This window comes from Burkholderia sp. PvR073, from assembly GCF_054055695.1.
In genome coordinates this window covers 79624-97202 of record NZ_JBSRXO010000008.1, presented here as the reverse complement: position 1 = coordinate 97202, position 17579 = coordinate 79624, and the positions used below count along the sequence as shown (strand labels likewise).

17 protein-coding genes are annotated in these 17579 nt (G+C 69.4%); 10 read left to right on the top strand and 7 right to left on the bottom strand.

Features of this window, described 5'->3' with window-relative positions; translation table 11 throughout:
• Positions 1 to 60: 60 nt before the first annotated feature.
• Positions 61 to 996, top strand: coding sequence for a universal stress protein (locus ACVK00_RS22940; protein ID WP_284889011.1), 936 nt, complete (start codon positions 61 to 63; stop codon positions 994 to 996).
• 531 nt (positions 997 to 1527) lie between these two features.
• Here the strand turns inward: ACVK00_RS22940 and ACVK00_RS22935 are convergent.
• A complete protein-coding gene (locus tag ACVK00_RS22935; RefSeq protein ID WP_284889010.1) occupies positions 1528 to 1932 on the bottom strand; it encodes a hypothetical protein in 405 nt (134 codons plus the stop codon).
• Positions 1933 to 2272: 340 nt separating this feature from the next.
• Positions 2273 to 2425 (bottom strand): hypothetical protein, encoded by a 153-nt coding sequence (locus ACVK00_RS22930; RefSeq protein ID WP_284889009.1) that lies wholly within the window; start codon positions 2423 to 2425, stop codon positions 2273 to 2275.
• 98 nt (positions 2426 to 2523) lie between these two features.
• Here ACVK00_RS22930 and ACVK00_RS22925 point away from each other — a divergent pair, with 98 nt between their 5' ends.
• Positions 2524 to 2781, top strand: a complete 258-nt coding sequence (locus ACVK00_RS22925) for a DUF3562 domain-containing protein (RefSeq protein WP_166723881.1) — start codon at positions 2524 to 2526, stop codon at positions 2779 to 2781.
• 243 nt (positions 2782 to 3024) lie between these two features.
• On the top strand, positions 3025 to 4824 hold the full coding sequence (locus ACVK00_RS22920) for a methyl-accepting chemotaxis protein (RefSeq protein WP_284889008.1): 1800 nt from the start codon (positions 3025 to 3027) through the stop codon (positions 4822 to 4824).
• A gap of 54 nt (positions 4825 to 4878) precedes the next feature.
• Here ACVK00_RS22920 and ACVK00_RS22915 read toward each other — a convergent pair whose 3' ends face one another.
• Positions 4879 to 5916: a sigma-54 interaction domain-containing protein gene (locus tag ACVK00_RS22915; RefSeq protein WP_284889007.1), complete on the bottom strand. Its 1038-nt coding sequence runs from the start codon at positions 5914 to 5916 to the stop codon at positions 4879 to 4881.
• 374 nt (positions 5917 to 6290) lie between these two features.
• On the opposite strand from ACVK00_RS22915, the gene ACVK00_RS22910 reads away from it, so the two are divergent.
• Positions 6291 to 8279 carry a hybrid sensor histidine kinase/response regulator gene (locus ACVK00_RS22910; protein ID WP_284889006.1) on the top strand — a complete coding sequence of 663 codons (1989 nt, stop codon included), beginning with the start codon at positions 6291 to 6293 and terminating at the stop codon, positions 8277 to 8279.
• 125 nt (positions 8280 to 8404) lie between these two features.
• Entirely contained in the window at positions 8405 to 9049 is a 645-nt protein-coding gene (locus ACVK00_RS22905; protein WP_284889004.1) for a DUF4142 domain-containing protein, read from the top strand.
• Positions 9050 to 9077: 28 nt separating this feature from the next.
• Here the strand turns inward: ACVK00_RS22905 and ACVK00_RS22900 are convergent, their stop codons facing one another.
• The 3 genes from ACVK00_RS22900 to ACVK00_RS22890 form a co-directional block, all read right to left on the bottom strand.
• The gene (locus ACVK00_RS22900; RefSeq protein ID WP_284889003.1) at positions 9078 to 9575 is read right to left on the bottom strand and encodes a PRC-barrel domain-containing protein; all 498 of its coding nucleotides are present in this window, start codon (positions 9573 to 9575) and stop codon (positions 9078 to 9080) included.
• Between the two features lie 67 nt (positions 9576 to 9642).
• Positions 9643 to 10074 (bottom strand): CBS domain-containing protein, encoded by a 432-nt coding sequence (locus tag ACVK00_RS22895; RefSeq protein ID WP_228909891.1) that lies wholly within the window; start codon positions 10072 to 10074, stop codon positions 9643 to 9645.
• Positions 10075 to 10424: 350 nt separating this feature from the next.
• On the bottom strand, positions 10425 to 10673 hold the full coding sequence (locus ACVK00_RS22890; protein ID WP_284889002.1) for a hypothetical protein: 249 nt from the start codon (positions 10671 to 10673) through the stop codon (positions 10425 to 10427).
• 96 nt (positions 10674 to 10769) lie between these two features.
• Between ACVK00_RS22890 and ACVK00_RS22885 the strand changes: the two genes are divergently transcribed.
• The 5 genes from ACVK00_RS22885 to ACVK00_RS22865 all read left to right on the top strand — a co-directional run bounded on the left by ACVK00_RS22885 (position 10770) and on the right by ACVK00_RS22865 (position 16722).
• The gene (locus tag ACVK00_RS22885) at positions 10770 to 10916 is read left to right on the top strand and encodes a hypothetical protein (protein WP_284889001.1); all 147 of its coding nucleotides are present in this window, start codon (positions 10770 to 10772) and stop codon (positions 10914 to 10916) included.
• 309 nt (positions 10917 to 11225) lie between these two features.
• Positions 11226 to 11537, top strand: a complete 312-nt coding sequence (locus ACVK00_RS22880) for an ATP-binding protein (protein WP_006750981.1) — start codon at positions 11226 to 11228, stop codon at positions 11535 to 11537.
• Positions 11538 to 11744: 207 nt separating this feature from the next.
• Positions 11745 to 12623 carry a MipA/OmpV family protein gene (locus tag ACVK00_RS22875; protein ID WP_284889000.1) on the top strand — a complete coding sequence of 293 codons (879 nt, stop codon included), beginning with the start codon at positions 11745 to 11747 and terminating at the stop codon, positions 12621 to 12623.
• Positions 12624 to 12730: 107 nt separating this feature from the next.
• Positions 12731 to 14425 (top strand): VRR-NUC domain-containing protein, encoded by a 1695-nt coding sequence (locus ACVK00_RS22870; protein WP_284888999.1) that lies wholly within the window; start codon positions 12731 to 12733, stop codon positions 14423 to 14425.
• Entirely contained in the window at positions 14422 to 16722 is a 2301-nt protein-coding gene (locus ACVK00_RS22865; protein WP_284888998.1) for an ATP-dependent DNA helicase, read from the top strand. Before ACVK00_RS22870 ends, ACVK00_RS22865 begins: the two co-directional genes overlap by 4 nt.
• A gap of 41 nt (positions 16723 to 16763) precedes the next feature.
• On the opposite strand, the gene ACVK00_RS22860 is transcribed toward ACVK00_RS22865, so the two are convergent.
• Positions 16764 to 17534, bottom strand: coding sequence for an IclR family transcriptional regulator domain-containing protein (locus ACVK00_RS22860; RefSeq protein ID WP_006759962.1), 771 nt, complete (start codon positions 17532 to 17534; stop codon positions 16764 to 16766).
• Positions 17535 to 17579 lie beyond the last annotated feature (45 nt).

The following is a 17579-nucleotide window of genomic DNA, read 5'->3' as shown; positions in this document are numbered from 1 at the left end:
CGCTGCCGCGCGAAGCTCCGGTCGTCGTCCGCGACGACGCGTCCGCAGGAGGCCTTCGCCATGCAAACCACCCCGACCATCCCGCCGCTCGCGCGGATCGCGCTGGCTGTCGATCTGACGCCCGAGTCGCTGTCCGCCGCGCGCTATACGCGAACGCTGCTGCGTCCCGGCATGCAGGTGCGCATCGTCTGCGCGATCGACAATCCGCGTCTCGTGCTGCCCGACATCCCGCGCGTCGACGCGCTGCTGACATCGGCGCGCGAGGAGATGATGCACGAAGCGCAGGCGACGCTCGAACGGATCGGCGCGCTGTTCGCCGGCAGCGGCGTGGTCATCGAGCAGGTGATCCTCGATACGTCGGTCACGGGCGGTACGGTGGCCGATGCACTCGCGAACGACACGTCGGGATGGCAGGCCGACGTGCTCGTGGTCGGCGCGAATCCGCACCACGGGCTGCTGCGGCTCGTCGAAGGCGCGATGTCCGACACGCTGGCCGCGCGCGCACGCTGCGCGCTGCTGATCGTGCCGGCCGACTATGCGCGGCCGGCGGACGGGCCGCTGCAGCGCCTGATGTTCGCGGTCGACGGCAGCGAGCCGTCGCTGCACGCGGTGCGCGTCGGGCTCGGCTTCGCGGCGCCGACGACGCTGCTGTACGCGGCCTATGTCGTCGATCGCGCGGTTCGTCTGACGGATCTCGTGCCGGTGCGCGCGCTCGAGGACGCGTATCGCGCGGAAGGCGAGGATGCGCTGGCGCGGATCGGCCCGCTGTTCCATGCCATGGGGAATCCGACCAAGCGCGGCGTCGTCGAAACCCGTCCGACCAGCGACGACGTCGCCCATGCGCTGATGCGCGACGCGGTGCACTGGCGTGCGGAATTGCTGGTGGTCGGCACGCACGGCCGGCGCGGCATCGCCGCCTGGCTGATCGGCAGCGTCGCGCGCCGGGTCGCGCATCTCGCGCAGGTGCCGGTGCTGCTCGTGCGAGGCGACGCGTGACGATCGCGATGCGATGGAGGCGAAGCGGGCTTTCGTTGACCTGCATCAGAAACGTCGTGCGCGTCGCGTGAGACAGTGACATGACGTCAGGCGTGGCGGACCGGCTGTCGTCCGTACGTGATGTTGCGATTCGACGCGTGGAGGCTGAACCGCGCGAACGCACGTATGTCCGAGGCCGTTGCGATCAACCGATTTCCGGAGCCGTGCCGCGCATCGCGTGGCGCGTGAGCCGATCCAGAACTCTCCGGCACGAGGGTAGGCAGCCGACGGTTGCCTTGGAACGACGGACGGGGTGTATCACCCCGTCCGCTTCCTGGCCCCGTGCAGACTACTTTCCTCGCAGGTATTGTCTTCGTCGATGTCGCCGGGTGGAACGGCGCGCGGTGGCACGCGATCGCGCGACGGCGGATCGGTGTGAATGGCGGCATGCGCTGTCGCGCGCGCTCGGCGCGCAGCGCTCGCTGCCGGATGGGTGTTGCAGGCGCCGCCGCCAGCGCGCGGCCCCGTGCCGCGCCTGCTGCGTTCAGGCGCTCATACGTAGCGCGGCGTTCGCTGGTCGTGCCCGCGGCTGCTCATGCGGCATACGCAGCCGCCGCGACGCACGCCATGCAGACGTCCTCGTCCGCCCGGTGCGCGATTGCGCAACCGCGGCCAGCCGGGTCGCGCCTTGCGGCGCGGCTCCGCAACGACCGGTGCGTCGGCGCCGGCCCGCGCGTGCAGGGCAGCGGCGAACCGCTGCAGCGCGAGCACCGACCCCGCGACGCTCTGGTATTTCTCGCGGCCGATCTGCCCGTCGAGCGTCACGAGCAAGCCCGCTTCGCGCGCGAGCGCGAGCAACGCGTCGAGATCCTCGGGCGGCCGGATACCGGCCGGCGTGGCGGGCGCGGGCAGCGTGCGACGCCGTCCGTCCCGGGCCTTGAAATTGCGATGTCTCATGGTTGGTCTCCTGCGCCGGGCCCCGCGTGCCGGCTCAATGGCCGGCTGAGCGATGACCGGATATGAACGTATCGTTCATGACATCAGTATCCGTCACCGATACTGCGCTGCCAATCGGCGCGCGCTGAAGTCGCTGTCAGACATTACGTGCGGCGTATCGGAATCCGCTGACAAGCCGGACCGGCGTTCGGCCGCCGCGGCGCGATCCGCGGGCCGGGCCCGCCATGTGCGACGCGGCGATGCGGTGCATAAAAACAGAGGAATCGCGGCCGGAACACGTCGCTTGACGCAGGATTTCGACCGGTCTAAGTTGCTCAGTGCATCGGCGTCTCGCGACGGTTCATCGTCTGCGCGAGCGGCGGTGCCGCGCCTCGGGGTGGCGTGGCAACCCTTCCAGTCGTTCGCGGGCCATGCGCACCGCGAATCCCGCGCGCGGGCCGATCCAGCCACGGATCGGCGCGGCGGCACGCAACGTGCCGTTGATCGTGCGCAAACACGCTTCGGCGCATCGTACGCCGGGCGGCCGTCCAGTCTTTAATCTTCCGGTAGTGTCTTTTTTCCTTTCGTTCCTCGACCGTCAGGAGCCCGTCGATGTCACAACAGGACAACATGCTTGAAGCCTTGAAAGCCGTCGCCGAACAGCGCGAGATCGGCGACGACCAGTTGCGCACGATGCTCGACGACGAAGTGCGTGCGTTGTCGTCTGATGCCCGCGTGCACGACTACATTCACGTGTTCGCGATTCGTCACCTGCGCGAACGGATGCGCAGGCAGGACGAACTCGAGCGCGACACCTCGCCCGGTACGCAGCACAAGGAGCCGGACACGAGTGCCGATCGCCGTCTGTGACGGACGCTGGCCGCGATCCACGCCACCGGCGCTCCCGGGCCGCGGCCAGCCTTCGACCGGCGCACGCGCATCCCGGATGCGGAAACCGCCGCCCGCGTGCCCACAACACGCTTGCGCGCTGGCAGCGCCTTTCTTCATATGTTTCATTGAATTGCCACAACGGCCTCAAGTAAGCGGCGCGGATGCCGTTTACCCGGTGAATTCGTCCACCGGGCGTTCCCGCTCTCTTACCGAGTCGTTGCCATGTTCTCGTCCATCCGGACCCGCATTCTTGCCGCGTGCGTCGCCATCGTCGTCTTCGCGCTCGTCGCCACCACGCTGATCAACTATTTCATCGCGCACTCGTACAACGAAGACGCGATCGACCGCAACCTGACCTCCGTCGCGAGCGGCCATGTGGTCGGTATCGGCGACTGGGTCGCGACCAAGAGCCGGATGATCGCGTCGCTGCAGGACGCCGCGCTGTCGCCGGATCCGCTGCCGGTGTTCAAGCAGATGGCCGCGGCCGGCGGCTTTACGAACGTGTACGCGGGCTACGCGGACAAGGTGTTTCATTTCTCCGACCCGACCGGCATCCCGCCCGACTACGATCCGACCGGCCGCCCGTGGTACAAGCAGGCCGCACAGGCCGGCAAGCCGGTCGTCACGCCGCCTTACGTCGACGCGGGCACCGGCAACCTGGTCGTCACGTTCGCGGTGCCGATCCTGCGCGACGGCGCGCTGAAGGGCGTCGTCGCAGCCGACGTCGCGATGGACAGCGTGATCGCGAACGTGAAGTCGATCCACCCGACGCCCGCGAGCTTCGGCATGCTGATCGACAGCAGCGGCCACGTCGTCGCGCATCCCGACGCGAAGCTCACGCTGAAGCCGGTCGCCGACCTGTCGGCCGACCTCGGCGGCATGAGCGCCGCGTCGCTGGCTGCGGCCACCGCGCCGGTCGAAGTGCACGTCGGCGGCGACGCGAAGCTGGTGCGCGCGCAGGCCGTGCCGGGCACCGACTGGTATGCGCTGGTGCTGCTCGACAAGTCGGAAGCGACGGCCGGGATGCGCTCGCTGCTGACCGCGTCGCTGATCACGCTGGTCGTGATCGTCGGCGTCGCGTCGCTGATCATCGGCGCGATCACCACGACCGCGTTCCGCCGCCTGTCGCAGGTGCGTCAGGCGATGGCGTCGATCGGCTCGGGCACGGGCGACCTGACGCAGCGCCTGCCGGCCGAAGGCAGCGACGAGGTGGCCGATATCGCGCGCTCGTTCAACAGCTTCGTCGACAAGCTGAACGACGTGATGCGGCAGATCCGCGACGCGAGCGAATCGGTGCGCACGGCCGCGAACGAAATCGCCGCGGGCAACCAGGACCTGTCGTCGCGCACCGAATCGGCGGCGGCGAGCCTCGAGGAAACGGCCGCGTCGATGGAAGAGATCACCGCGACGGTCGGTCAGTCGGCGGCGGCTGCCGGCCAGGCCGACGAACGCGCGGCCGCGGCATCGCGGATCGCGTCGCACGGCGGCGTGGTCGTGTCGGACGTGGTGGCGACGATGGGGAAGATCGAGGAAGCGTCGGGCCGGATCGGCGACATCATCGGCGTGATCGACGGGATCGCGTTCCAGACCAACATCCTCGCGCTGAACGCGGCCGTGGAAGCGGCGAGAGCCGGCGAGCAGGGCCGCGGTTTCGCGGTCGTCGCGCAGGAAGTGCGCAGCCTCGCGCAACGCAGCGCGCAAGCCGCGCGCGAGGTGAAGGTGCTGGTCGAGTCGACGGTGGCGAGCGTGTCGGCCGGGTCGGGGCAGGTGCGCCAGGCCGGCGACACGATGCGCGAGATTGTGTCGAACGTCACCAACGTGACGACCATCATCTCGGAGATCACGCATGCGGCGAACGAGCAGACGCGCGGCATCCAGGAAGTGAACCGCGCGGTCACGCAGCTCGACGAAATGGTGCAGCAGAACGCGGCGCTCGTCGAACAGTCGACCGCGGCCGCGACCGCGCTGCAGACGCAGGCGAACGCGCTCGCGACGACGGTCGGGCAGTTCAAGGTCGCATGACCCGCGCCGGGTGACGCAGGTCGAGTTGCCCGCGCGCCACGCGCGCGGCGATGCTCAGGCGGGGCCGCCGTCGCGCATCAGTGCGAGCCGGTTGTAGAGCGTCTTCAGGCTGATGCCGAGCGCTTTCGCCGCTTGTGGCTTGTTGCCGTCGAAGTGGTCCAGCGTCGCCGCGATGAAGCGCTGCTGCGTGTGGTGAAGTGTGGCGCCGAGCGGCAGCGCCATTGCGTCGTCCGACGTCTGGTCGGGTAGCAATGTCGGCTTCGGCAGCGCGACGTCGATGCCGTCGTCCGCGAGGATGTACGCGCGCTCGATCGTGTTGTGCAGCTCGCGCACGTTGCCGGGCCATGAATACGCGCGCAGCGCGGCGATCGCGGCATCGGTCAGCCGCTTGTGCGAGCGGTGCCGCTCGTTGAGCGCATCGACGAACTCCTGCGCGATCGTCTCGACGTCGCCGTTGCGCTGGCGCAGCGGCGGCACATACAGCGCGAACGCGGCGAGCCGGTAGAACAGATCCTCGCGCAGCCGGCCGTCTCGCACGGCTTCGGCCGGATTATGGCGGGTCGCCGACACGATGCGCACGTCGAGCGGAATCGCCTCGGTGCCGCCGACGCGCACGATCGTGTTCGATTCGAGCGCCCGCAGCAGCTTCACCTGCAGCGCCGCGGGCATTTCCGCGATCTCGTCGAGGAGCAGCGTGCCGCCGCACGCGGCTTCGAAGAACCCCTCGCGCTGCGCGATCGCGCCGGTGAAACTGCCTTTCTCGTGGCCGAACAATTGCGCTTCGGCGATGTCGGCCGGAATCGCGCCGCAGTTGACGGGCACGAACGGCCCGTCGCGGCGCGCGCTCAGGTCGTGCAGCCGGCGCGCGACGATATCCTTGCCGACCCCGCTTTCACCGGCAATCATCACGCTGGCGCGGGTCGGCGCGATTTTCTCGATACGGCCGAGCAGCGTGCGCATCGCCGTGGAGCGGCCGGACAACTGGCGTGCGTCGGCGCGTTGCTTCGGACGGTTTGCGGTTTCAGCCATAGGCGTGAGCGGGCCGTTTTGAAAATCGGCACCGCGCGTTTCCCTCGTTGCAATATTTATCATCGACAGCGGAACGGCCCAAAAGGTGCCGCGACATAGAAATTTCCAATGTCCGGTGCGATACCCGAAGAAATGTGCGATCGCCGCATCGCGATGTCGGTATGTGGCAGCCATGCACGCCAGCGATGCCTTTTTACACCCGCCGAATGAAAAATCGAAAGGCACTTGCAAGCGCGCGTTCGGCGTAAGCCAACGCGGCACGCGGCCGGGCGACAGGGCAGCCACGCATCAACACGGTTACGCGGCGATGGCGCGGCACGTCGCAACTGGGCACGCGTGTTGCTGCGCCACGTAGCTCGCCCGGCACGCGTGACGGATGCCGACCGCCGAGGCGGTATGCCGTCGAGCGACGGTTGCCGGTGCGATCCAGGGAAACGATGAGGACCTTTACCCGTGAACTGTTTCGGCAGGGCATATGGGTCGTGCTGGCCGTCGGGGTGGCGGCCGCGCTGCAGGCGTGGGCGATTCACGTCGTCGGCATGCACGAACCGTTCGCGCCGCTGCCTTTCTACGCCGGTGTCGCGGCTGCAGCCTGGCTGACGTCGTTCGCCGGCGGCGTGGCCGCGTGCGCCGTGAGCATCGCCGTGATAGGCGGCTTGTGGTGGCGCGAGGCGCCGCTGCCCGACCTGCTCTCCCAAGCTGGCGCTTTCGTCGCGATCAGCTTCGTCGAGTGCGTGCTCGTGACGGCCGTCAAGCCGCTGCTCGCCAACGATCGGCTGCGCGGTGCCGAGGATGCGGAAGACGACGCGCGCATGCCGCGCCGCGAACCTGAACCGGTATCCCCGGCGCGCTCGCCCGACGACAGCCTGCTGCGCCGCGTGGTCGATGCATCGCCCGACGCGATCGTCGGCGTCGATGTCGCACGGCGGATCACGAGCTGGAACCCGGCCGCGCGGCGCCTCTTCGGCATCGACGCGGCGGCGGCGATCGGGCACGACGTCACGATGCTGATTGCGCCGCGCTGGCTGCGATTGCATCCCGTTCCCGCGTCGTTCGCGAATGCGGGCGCGCCAGCCGGCCCGCTCGACGTCCTGTGCCTGCGCCGCGACGGCGGCCGCTTCCGCGCGACCTTCACGGCGTCGCCGATCGTCGACGCGCAAGGCAATTGCACCGGCCTGTCGATGACGCTGCGCGAGGCGCGCGAACGTCGTCGCTGCGAGCAGCGCGACCTGCGCTCGTTGCGCGGCGCGCGCGACGCGCGCATGCAGGCCGACGAGTCGAACCGGCTGAAGGACGAACTGCTGGCCACCGTGTCGCATGAACTGCGCACGCCGTTGAACGTGATCTACGGATGGGTCGAGGTGCTGCGCAGCGGCGAGGGGCAGGGCTTCGCGCATCAGGCGATCGACGCGATCGATCGCAGCGCGCGATCGCTGTCGCGGATGGTCGGCGACCTGCTCGACGCATCCTCGCTCGCGACGGGCCGCGTGCGGCTCGAACGCACGCCGGTCGACCTCGTGCGCATCGTGCAGGAGGCGGTGCGCGAACTCGGCGAGACCGCGGAGGCGAACGGCCTCGAGCTGTCGACGGAGTGCGCGATGCCCAGCTGCGTGATCGCCGCGGACGGCGAGCGCCTGCGCCAGTTGCTGGCGAACCTGCTGTCGAATGCGATCAAGTTCACGCCGCCGGGCGGCCGCATCAAGGTGTCGTTGAACCCGGCCGGCGCGCGCGTGCGGCTGTCGGTGGCCGATACGGGGCAGGGCATTTCCGCGGAACGCCTGCCGCACCTGTTCGATACGTTCAGCCGGCCGGAAGGCGCGCCCGCGTTGCCGAAACGCGGCCTCGGGCTCGGCCTGTCGATCGTGCGCAACATCGTGCGGCTGCACGGCGGCGAGGTCTCGGCGGCGAGCGAAGGCGCCGGGCGCGGCACGACCGTGACCGTCATGCTGCCGGCGGACCTCGGTGCCGACGATCCGACCGGCCACCCGGTACGGCCGAGCGGGGCGTCGACGGCGGTCGCGCTCGACGGCCGGCGCGTGCTGGTGGTCGACGACGACGCGACGTCGCGCGCCAGCCTCGCGGCAGCGCTCGAAACGCTGGGCGCCCAGGTGTCGACCGCGCAATCGGGACACGACGCGCTCGACGTGGTGGCGCGGCAGCACCCGAGCGTCGTGCTGTCCGATCTCGCGATGCCGGACGGCGACGGTTTCTGGCTGCTCGACCACATTCGCCATTTGCCGGACGGCGGCGGGCGCCTGCCCGTCGTCGCGGTGACCGCGCATGCGGGCATGGCGGACCGGAGCCGCGTGATGGCCGCCGGCTTCGATGCGTATCTGTGCAAGCCGGTCGACGTGCCGACGCTGGCCAGCGTGATCGTCGACGTATCGCCCGCCGACGCGGCGGGGGGAACCGGTCGGCGCCACTGAGCGCGTCGAGGGTGCATGGAGCGGCGGAGCGTGGACCGATTTCCTCACGTCCGCGCATCGTCCCTCATGACGGACGGACCGCAGCGTTCGGCCAGATCGATCCGTCGACGGATCCGGAGGTCCGGATGAAAGCGAACGACAGTAACCCGCACCAATTTGCCGTGCTTGCCGGCACCGCATGCATGCTGGTATCGGCCATGCTCGCGGTGCTCGGCGCGCCGGCATTCCTGCCGGCGCATGCGCAGGCGCCGGCAGCATCGTCGATTCATGTCGCGCCGGGCGTCATTCGTCCCGGCGAGACCGCCGACGAGGCGGACATGACGCGGCGGCCGAGCGGCATCGACGCCGAATTCGTCGACAAGGCCGGCATCATCGGCAAGACGGAGTCGCAGGCGAGCGAGCTCGCGCTCGATCGGTCGTCGAATCCGCACGTGAAGGCCTTTGCGCGGCGGATGATCGATGATCACGACCGCCTGGCCACGCGATTGCGCCGCCTTGGCGCGCAAAAGGGTGTGCCCGTGCAGGCGCGCATGGTTGTCGATCCGGAGTTGACGGCGCTGCGAACCATGAACGGCAGCGCATTCGACAAGAGTTATATCGCACTGGTGGGGCCGAACGCGCACGAGGCCGCGATCAGGCTCTACGAGGCCGAAGCGCGCAACGGGCGCGACCCGCAGCTTCGCGCGTTCGCGGCAAGCGCGCTGCCGACGCTGAAGGCGCATCTGAGCGCCGCGCGCGCGCTCGAGAATTCGATCGCGGCCGCGCACTGATCCGCACGGCCGTCCCGCCGCGCGTCGGTCAGTGCCGCGTATCGCTTTCGGGGCCGCCCGGCGACGCCTCGTAAGGCGGCGCGTCGAGCGGCGTTTCGCCTTCCTCGATCAGCCAGTACGGCGACGCACCGTAGTACGTGTGCAGCGCCTCGGCCCAGGCCGGATCGGCCATCGTCGGCCAGCGGTCCTTCTCGAAGCCCGGTGCTTCGCGCACGCGCTCGGTCGACACGGGCAGCACGAAGCAGTGGCGCTCAGCATCGAGCGTCAGCACGTTCCACGGCACCGCGAGCAGCTTGTCGCCGATCCCGAGAAAGCCGCCCGACGACACGACCGCGTAGGCGATCCGGCCGGAGCGGACGTCGAGCATGATGTTCGTGACCTTGCCGATGTCGTCGCCGTCGATCGTCAGGACGTGATCGCCCTGCAGCGTGCCGGCGGCCATCACGTCCGGCCCCGGCCCGCCGGCCGAACGGCCGCTGTCGCCGACGATGCGCGCCTGCCTGGGCGACGGTCTGTCCGTTGTCATCGCTTTTCTCCTGGTCGAAGCGGCGCGGCGCAGTGGCTCGCTGCCGCGCAGGTAAGGGCCGGCTGCTTCAGCGGCGGCGCGGCAGGGACACGTCCTCGAGCGTATTGGCCAGTTCGTCGCGTGCCGGGCCGCCCGCGCGCGTCGCGATGTCGCCCAGCGACACGATGCCGACGATCTGGTGCTTGGCATCGAGCACCGGCATCCGGTGCAGTTGCAAGTCGGCCATTCGTTGCTGGACATCGCCGACGCCGTCGTCCTCGACACACCACTGCACGGGCGCGGAGGCGACGGCCTTCACCGGGGTGTCGGGCGAATGCCCGTGCGACAGTGCGCGCACCGCGAGGTCGCGGTCCGTCACGATCGCGACGAGCTCGTTGCCGTCGCAGACCGGCAGCACGCCGATGTCGAAGCGCTGCATCAACTGGGCCGCATGGCGAATCGTGTCGGTCGGCGCGACGCATACCACGTCGCGCGACATGATTTCATTGACGCGATACATGAACGCCTCCTTCGTGAGCGAGACGAACCGGGAGCAGAACGCGTGCCTCCTTCAATCGACACGCGTGCGGCCCGCGCGGCCGGGCCACGGAGAAATTTGCCAGTCGGCTTGTACATCTTCCACGGCGGTAGCCGTGGCCGGGCCGCAAGCGACGGCCAGCGACGATCAGTGGCCGACGCCCGTCATCGCAACGATGGCGAGCACCAGCGCGCTCTCGATCGCGGCCAGTGCCGCGACGCCCGCGGCGCCGCTGACTTCGTTCCATGCACGTTCGATGCGGTTCATCACTTCACTCCGGTTGTGCCGGTCCCGCGCTACGCTGCCGCGCAAGGTGGGCCGGGGTGCCGCCGTCAGCCGTGATCGCGGGGCGGGGGTGGGGCGTCGGGCGCGCGACGTTCGCGGTGGCCGGACGGCTTCGCGGGGTCGATACGGGTCGCACCGCCAACGGCGGGCGGATCGCTGGCCGGGAAACTCTCATCGAGCCCTTCGTCGATGCGCTCCTCCGTCTTGTCATCAGACGGCTTGCGCGACGCGGCGCGCAGGACTCTACCGGCAGCCGGAGACACGGCATCGCGGCGGCCGGGGGCATGAGCGGTCATGATCGAACCTCCTTACACGTAACGAAAAGCGCAAGCGCCGTGCCCGTGCGGGGTGAGGCGGCGGGACGCTCGCAGCCTGTTGAGCCGGCCGGACCGGTGGACACCTCGCACCCGCCGCCGGCTGAACCACACACCGTCTACGCGGGGCGCTGGTCGCACGATGCGCGCCGTCCGAGTCAGTTCGCGCTCGCGGTGAAGCGCGCCGCCGAAGGGCGCATCGTGTCGCTGCTGATTGGAGCTTAGGACGGATGACGCGCCGCGTGTCGGCAATGATGCGCAGGCACGCTGCTTGCGTACGGTCGCCGCGCCAATCGACACGCGCGAGCCGCCGCGCAGGAGCGACATGAACACGCCATCCATGCTGCACCGTCCCGAACCGACACCCGACGTCGATCCCCACCCGACGCTGCCCGAGCACGACGATCCGGTGGATCCGCCCGTGCCCCTGGGCCCGCCGCATGGCGATCCGCCGTCGCAGCCGCCGCCGATGCGGATGCCGGGCGGGCGCAGCGTAACGCGGCGGGCCGCGCGATCACTGAAAGGAGGACCATCATGGACATTCACGTGCAATCACCGGACAAGCGCGCGATCGCCCAGGTGCTGGGCCGCTATTTCGAGTCGCGCTCATTGCGCTATCACATCGAGGAGTTGCCGGGCGGCGTGCTGCATATCGGTTTTCGCGCCAGCGGCCGCCCGGTCGCCGTCACCGTGTCGTTCGACGATTCCGCCTACGACACCTACACGCACTGGGATGCGAGCCAGAAGCAGCTCGCGCTCGGGCGGCTCGCGGATGGGTTCTCGCGCATGATGTCCAAGCGCAGCCCGGCCGCGCTCGCCGGCGACTACCACGTCGAGCGTTTCTGATTCCGCAACCATCCGCCCGCTCGTGTCGGAAACCGGCAAAGTGCCCGTGCTCAACGGGCGCTTTGCGGGTTCGCTACGCCTCGCGTAGGATGTTCGTTAATTCAGCGCACGCTACGTTCGCGCCGTCAGCTGCCTGCCTTTGCAGCTGGACCAGCGCGACGCGCTTTCCTGCAGGTTCGTTTCGCACAACCGACGGAGACCGCCTTGATGACCGTTGCTCGCCCGTTGCTGTCACCCGCCACCCGCCGGTTCGTGTCCGGCCTGTCGGCCTTCGCCGCGCTCGCGGCCGCCGGCGCCCGCGACGCGTCGGCCCAGACGCCTTCGCCGCTCGGCGAATGGCAATACTCGGCGGGGGTGCCGCTGCAGAAGCTGTTCAATCCGACCGTCCCCACGTGGCAGGTGAGCGTGGGCGCCGCGATGACGCTGCAGCCGCGCTACGCGGGTTCCGACCGCTACCGCGTGATGGGCGGCCCGAATTTCGACGTGCGCTATCGCGACCTGTTCTTCCTGTCGACGGGCGACGGGCTCGGCGCGAACGTGCTGCGCGGGCCCAACTGGCGCGTGAGCCTGTCGGTCGGCTATGACCTCGGGCGCCGCTCGGCCGACGATCTCGACCACCTGAACGGGCTCGACAACATCAACGCGGCGCCGGTGATGAAGCTCGCGGCCGATTACGTGATCTCGAAGGATTTCCCGCTCGTGCTGCGTGCGGATGTCCGGCGCAGCATCGGCGGTTCGAACGGCTGGGTCGGCGATTTCTCCGCGTACATGCCGATGCCGGGCAGCAACGAGCACTTCTTCTGGTTCGCCGGCCCGACCGTGTCGTTCGCCGATTCACGCTACATGAACGGCTGGTTCGGCGTGAATCAGGGGGCGTCCGCGCGTTCGGGCCTGTCGACCTATTCGCCGGGAGCCGGGATGAAGTCGTTCGGCGCCGGCGTGACGATGGTCTGGTTCGTCAACAAGCACTGGTTCGTGACGGTGGATGGCGCGATCGAGCAGCTCGTCGGCCGCGCAAGGCGCAGCCCGATCACGCAGCAGTCGACGAACGGCGTGTTCGACATGTCGGTGAATTACCAGTTCTGACCGGATTGGCGCCGGCGGGTCGGGCGGGCGGGCGCTGCGGCGTGCGGCATTTTTCGTCACATTTGATATGATTGCTACCTGTACAAACGTACAGTGATCGATCCCCCGTGACGCCTGCATCGCCGACGCCTCCGGCGTTTTACTACCTGACCAATTTCGAACGCGCGCTGGCCTGGCTCGGCGAGCGTTATGACGACCTGCTCGACGCGCACGAACACGCGTTTCTCCGGCATTTCGCGCAGCTGCCGAAAGCGTCGCGCGCGTTGCTCGTGCGGATGCTGATGCGCAGCGGATCCGACTTCCGGGCGAGCAAGCTCGTGTACGACGAAATCGGCAGCACGCTCGACGCAGCCGCGCCGCTCGTCGCACTCGGCTGGATCGATCCGGCGCCCGCGCTCACGCTCGACGAGCTGTTCGCGCTGTCGACCAAGGCCGATCTGCTGAAGGCGTTCCCGTCGCTCGCCGCGCACGCGGGCGAGCGCAAGCCCGACTGGCTCGAACGGCTGCGGCTCGTGCACGACGTCGCGCAGTCGCTCGACGCATGGTGCGCGCAGGCCGACGATTGCGTGCTGCGCGTGACGGTCGGCGCGCTGTGCGACCGGCTGCGGCTGATGTTCTTCGGCAATCTCCATCAGGACTGGAGCGAATTCGTGCTCGCCGATCTCGGCGTGTTCCAGTACGAAAGCGTGCCGTTCGCGCCGTCCTCGCGTGCGTTCCAGCAGCGCGCCGACGTCGATGCGTATCTCGCGCTGCAGACCTGCCGCGAAGCCCTCGACGCATGGCCCGACGACCTGCCGTTCGACGACCTGCTGCGGGCGATCGACGCGGTCGGCTGCGCGCAGCCGTGGCTCGCGACCCGCCGCTCGAAGCTGCTGTTCTCGCTCGGGCAAGCCTGCGAGCGGCGCGCCGACTGGACCGCCGCGCTCGACGCGTATGCGCGCAGCGCGTGGCCGGGCAGCCGGCATCGGCGCATTCGCGTGCTCGAACGCTGCGGACGCGATGACGACGCACTCGCGCTGGCGCTCGAGGCGCGCGGCGGTTTCGAAAGCGACGAGGAACGCCAGCGCGTCGAGCGGATGCTGCCGCGCCTGCAGCGGCGTCTCGGGCAGCGGGTCGAACGCGCGGGCAGCGCGCCGCACGTGCCGCGCGAAACGCTCGTGCTGGCGCGTCCCGAAGCGTTCGTCAGCGTCGAATTCGCGGTGCGCGACCATCTTGCGCAGCCCCACGCGCCGGTTCATTACGTCGAGAACACGCTGATCAATTCGCTGTTCGGGCTGCTGTGCTGGGAGCCCGTGTTCGCGGCCGTGCCCGGCGCGTTCTTTCACCCGTTCCAGCGCGGCCCGGCCGACCTGCACGCGCCCGATTTCGCGGTGCGCCGCACGGACGCGTTCGCCGCCTGTTTCGCCCAGCTCGACTCGGGCGCATACCGCGACACGATCCGCCGGCACCATGCGACGAAGTCGGGGCTGCAATCGCCGTTCGTGTTCTGGGGCGTGCTGACCGACGAACTGCTCGACGAGGCGCTGGCCTGCCTGCCGCCCGAGCACCTGCGGCTGTGGTTCATGCGCCTGCTCGCGGACATCCGCAGCAACCGTTCGGGGCTGCCCGACCTCGTGCGTTTCTGGCCCGGCGAGCGGCGCTACGAGCTGATCGAGGTGAAGGGCCCCGGCGACCGGCTGCAGGACAACCAGACGCGCTGGCTCGCGTACTGCCTTGCGCACGGGATTCCGGTGCGTGTCGTCGATGTCGAATGGGCGGGCACCGACGTCGCGCAGGCCGAGGCAGCGGGGCTGTCCGCATGAGCTATGTCGTCGCCGTGCGGGCGATGTGCGAGTTCACCGCGCGACGCGGCGATCTCGACCTGCGCTTCACGCCCGCGCCGACCGCGCTCGAAGGCATCGCCGGTCACGGCGCGGTCACGTCGAAGCGCGGCGCGCGCTACGAAACCGAGATCGCGCTGACCGGCACGTGGGGCACGCTGACCGTGCGCGGACGCGCGGACGGTTACGACCCGGTCGCGAACCGGCTCGAGGAGATCAAGACCTACCGCGGCAGCCTCGATGCGATGCCGGCCAATCACCGCGCGCTGCACTGGGCGCAGGCGAAGGTCTATGCGCACCTGATGTGCGAGGCACGCGGCCTCGCGGAAATCGACGTCGCGCTCGTGTATTTCGACATCGTGTCCGAGCGCGAGACCGTGCTGACGGAAACACTCAGCGCGGGCGTGCTCGCCGCGTTCTTTGCCGAGCAATGCGCGTGCTTCGTCGGCTGGGCCGAGCGCGAGACCGCGCATCGCGCGGCCCGCGATGCGGCGCTGCGTGCGCTGGCGTTTCCGCATGGGCAATTCCGCAGCGGTCAGCGCGAGCTGGCGGTGTCCGTCTATCGGGCGGCGCGCGACGAACGCTGCCTGATGGCGCAGGCGCCGACCGGCATCGGCAAGACGCTCGGCACGGTATTCCCGCTGCTGAAGGCGTGCGGCGAGGGCGAGCTCGATCACGTGTTCTTCCTGACCGCGAAGACGCCCGGCCGCGCGCTCGCGCTCGAGGCGGCCACGACGCTCGGCGCCGGTACGCCGGCGCTGCCGCTGCGCGTGCTGGAGCTCGTCGCGCGCGACAAGGCGTGCGAGCATCCGGACCGCGCGTGTCACGGCGAATCGTGTCCGCTCGCGCAAGGCTTCTACGATCGGCTGCCGGCCGCGCGCGACGCGGCGATCGGCGCCGGGCTGCTCGATCGCGGCACCGTGCGCGAGGCTGCACTCGCGCACGACGTCTGTCCGTACTACCTCTCGCAGGAGCTTGCGCGCTGGTCGGACATGGTGATCGGCGACTACAACTACTACTACGACGGCAGCGCGATGCTGCACACGCTCGCGCAGCAGAACCAGTGGCGTGTCGGCGTGCTCGTCGACGAAGCGCACAACCTGCTCGATCGTGCCCGCAGGATGTACAGCGCGTCGCTCGACCCGTTCGCGTTCGAGGCCGCGCGCGAGGCGGCGCCGGCGGCGCTGCGCAAGGCGTTCGACCGGCTCGCGCGCGCATGGGGCACGGTCAATCGCGCACAGGCCGAGCGCTATGCGGCCTATCCGGACATTCCGGGTCCGATCGTGTCGGCGGTGCAGAACCTCGTCGCGGCGATCGGCGAACACCTGACCGATGCGCCGCGCGCGAACGGCGACGCGCTGCTGCGCTTTCATTTCGAGGCGATCCAGTTCGGCGTGCTCGCCGATGCGTTCGACAGTGCGTCGATCTTCGACGCGACGCTGCACGGAGAGCCGCTGCCGCGCCAGTCGGGGCTCGACGGCGTCGCGCCGGCCGGGCGCCGGCGCCGCATCCAGTCGACGCTGTGCGTGCGCAACGTGATTCCGGCCGCCTTTCTCGCGCCGCGCTACGAAGCCGCGCGCGCGACCGTGCTGTTTTCCGGCACGCTGAGTCCGTTTCATTTCTATCGCGACACGCTCGGGTTGCCGGCCGACACGGGCTGGCTCGACGTCGACGGGCCGTTTCGCGCCGAGCAACTGACCGTGCGCGTCGCCAGCCATGTGTCGACCCGCTGGCGCGACCGCGACCGTTCACTCGAACCGATCGCGGACCTGATCGCCGCGCAGTATGCGACGCGGCCCGGCAACTACCTCGGTTTTCTCAGCAGCTTCGACTATCTCGGTCGCGTCGTCGCGCTGATGCAGACGCGCCATCCGGACGTGCCCGTGTGGGCCCAGGCGCCCGGCATGGCAGAAAGCGAGCGCGATGCGTTTCTCGCGCGCTTCGACGCGGGCGGGCGCGGTGTCGGCTTCGCAGTGCTGGGCGGTGCGTTCTCGGAAGGCGTCGATCTCGTCGGCGAGCGGCTGATCGGCGCGTTCATCGCGACGCTCGGGCTCCCGCAGGTCAACGACGTCAACGAACAGATGCGGCGCGCGATGGATGCGCGTTTCGGCAACGGCTACGACTACATGTATCTGTACCCGGGCTTGCAGAAGGTCGTGCAGGCGGCCGGGCGCGTGATCCGCACCGAGCACGACGAGGGCGTCGTGCATCTGATCGACGATCGTTACCGGCGGCGGGAGGTGCGCGATCTGCTGCCGCGCTGGTGGCGGATCGGGTGACCGTCAGGGGGACGGACGGCGTGCGCGCTTGCGCACAATCCCTACAGCACGTTGAGCATCGCCAGCGCGGCTTCCTGCAGATGCGGCAGCACGCGCCGCACGGCCGCGTCCGTCGATTCCGTGCCGATCGGCATGTTCGTGCTCAGCGCCGCGACGACTTCGCCATGACGGTTCTTCAACGGCACCGCGATGCCGCGCACGCCGACCTGCAGTTGCTGCTCGATGACCGCGAAGCCCGCGTCGCGCGCGTGGTCGACCTGTTCGAGCAGTCGTGCCTTGTTGGTGATCGTGTGCGGCGTGAACGGCGCGAGTTCGGCGTCGGCGAGCCACGCGCGGACGGCCTCCCGATCCGGATGATGCGCGAGCAGCACGACACCGGGTGACGTCAGCGGCGCCGGCACGCGTGCACCGAGCACGAAGCCGGTCGTCATCACGCGCGACACGCCGTTGCGCGCGATGAATACGAGTTCCCAGCCATCGAGCACGCTCACGTACGCCGATTCGTTCAGCGACGCGCTCAGTTGCTGCAGATAGGGCTGGACCGTGCGCGGCAGCCGCGCCGAATCGAAGTACGACCAGCCGACCCGCAGCACGCGCGGCGTGAGGCCGTACAGCTTGCCGTCGGTGTACACGTAGCCGAGCGATTCGAGCGTCAGCAGGTAGCGCCGCGCGGCCGTGCGCGTGAGGCCGGTGCGGGCGGCGGCCTGGGTGGGTGTCATCCGCGCGTGCTGGCTGTCGAACGCTTCCAGGATCGCCAGGCCTTTTTCGAGGCCGGCGATCCAGTCGCGTCGGTCGAGGTCGGTTTTTTTCATCGTGGGCAGCGACGCGTGAGTGCGCGGTGATCGCGCGGGAGTGGG